The sequence below is a fragment of the Mesorhizobium intechi genome (assembly GCF_002879535.1).
Classification (GTDB): Bacteria; Pseudomonadota; Alphaproteobacteria; order Rhizobiales; family Rhizobiaceae; genus Mesorhizobium; species Mesorhizobium intechi.
On the sequence record NZ_PNOT02000294.1, the window covers coordinates 1 to 1,416 of the forward strand.

The 1,416-nt window shown below is 58.3% G+C and carries 2 protein-coding genes; both read right to left on the reverse strand.

The genetic code is table 11. The features are described from left to right. On the reverse strand, nt 1–329 hold a 329-nt coding region (locus tag C1D09_RS25260), incomplete at its 3' end, for an ABC transporter permease subunit (protein WP_143976806.1). 852 nt (nt 330–1,181) lie between these two features. Further along, nucleotides 1,182–1,416: aldehyde dehydrogenase family protein (locus C1D09_RS25265; RefSeq protein ID WP_143976807.1), on the reverse strand; the 235-nt coding region annotated here is incomplete at its 5' end.

A 1,416-nucleotide genomic window follows, 5' to 3' on the forward strand; every position in this document is an offset into this window, starting at 1 on the left:
ATGGCGCCGCGGACAATCTCGGCGCCATAGGCACCGATATTGAGGCCGACGGATATGTAGCCGGCGGTGAAGTTCGGAAGCGTTATACCAAACAGCGGCAACACGAAGAAAATCCAATATAGTTGCACTAGCAGCGACGTTCCGCGGAACACTTCAATGTAAATCACCGACGCCCCGCGGACCAGCGGGTTTCTCGAAATCTTTCCAAGTCCTGCCACATGGGCGACCAAGATCGCTATGAGAGCAGCGAGCAGGAACTGCGCGCATGTGACCAACGTCCCCTGTAAGAGTGCATGGCCATAGCTTTGGAGAAACTCCAAGATTGACATTCACCATCCTCTTTACGCATCGGAAGTAAGGCCTAGTCCGGAATGCCACCGTCAGTGAGGGCGCTAGCTCTGCGGTCCTGCCTCTTGAGCGTAGGGTCGTATCTCAGAGCTCACGTGACCCGACAAATGTCCTTCCATAACCCTCTGTCTGGCCGTCAAGGTAGCACGCTTCCAAGACCGGTTCGGGCTCCTATGGCTGGCGCTCCGCAGGAAAACTGCGTCCTTTTTGGTATTGGCGCACAATCCGACCGACGAAACACCTGTTCCGTTGAGGGGCAGCGGCAGGGGGAGACCTATGCGTCAACCCGGCGGGAAGCCTTACCCAGCAACTCGGCATCCACACATCAATGACCTGGCTGGCGAGCGGCCGGCAGCGACCCCTCCCCGGAATACGAGAACTCGCGTGATCTCACATTCACAGGAGGCATCAGGGTGGCGAGGTGCAATGCGCGACATAGCAGAGCTGCGGGTCCCCGCGCGGAACGTGCTGGCCCTTCCGGCAAGAGCTGACGCCGCATCGCTGGAGCTTTAACGCAAGCGTTCGCCAACGACGCCAAGGCCGTCCTAGGGCAGCGCGGTACCCGTTCGAGGTCGTCGGAATCTTCAGAATGATGTCCGAGAAATTCTGCTCGAAAAGAGGGATGAGTGGCGGTGCAACGGGCCAGACATATGACCTGAACCGCAATAGGATGGGGAATTTTCAACCCAACCTGGCAGCCGTGGCCCACTGATCAGCCCATCGGGCCAGGCGCTAGGTTCGCGCAACGAAAAAGTAGATCTTGGCAAATACCCGCGTCTCGGCCGCCACACCCAAGGTGCAGTGATTGCGAACAACTGCCGGCGACAACCAGGTCATGTTGAGCTGTTGCGGACGCTGTTGCCCGAACCAGACAAGGGTTGTGAGATCCGGATGCCAATATTTCTGGTCTGCACGTATCCATCAAGGGCTTCCTGACCCTTTTCCCTGCCGTAGCCAGACTGCTTCACTCCACCGAACGGCGTTTCTACGCCGCCGACGTACCATCCATTCACGTACACCTGGCCAGCCCAAAGGCGATCCGCGCTCCAAAGAGCCCGGTCGATATTC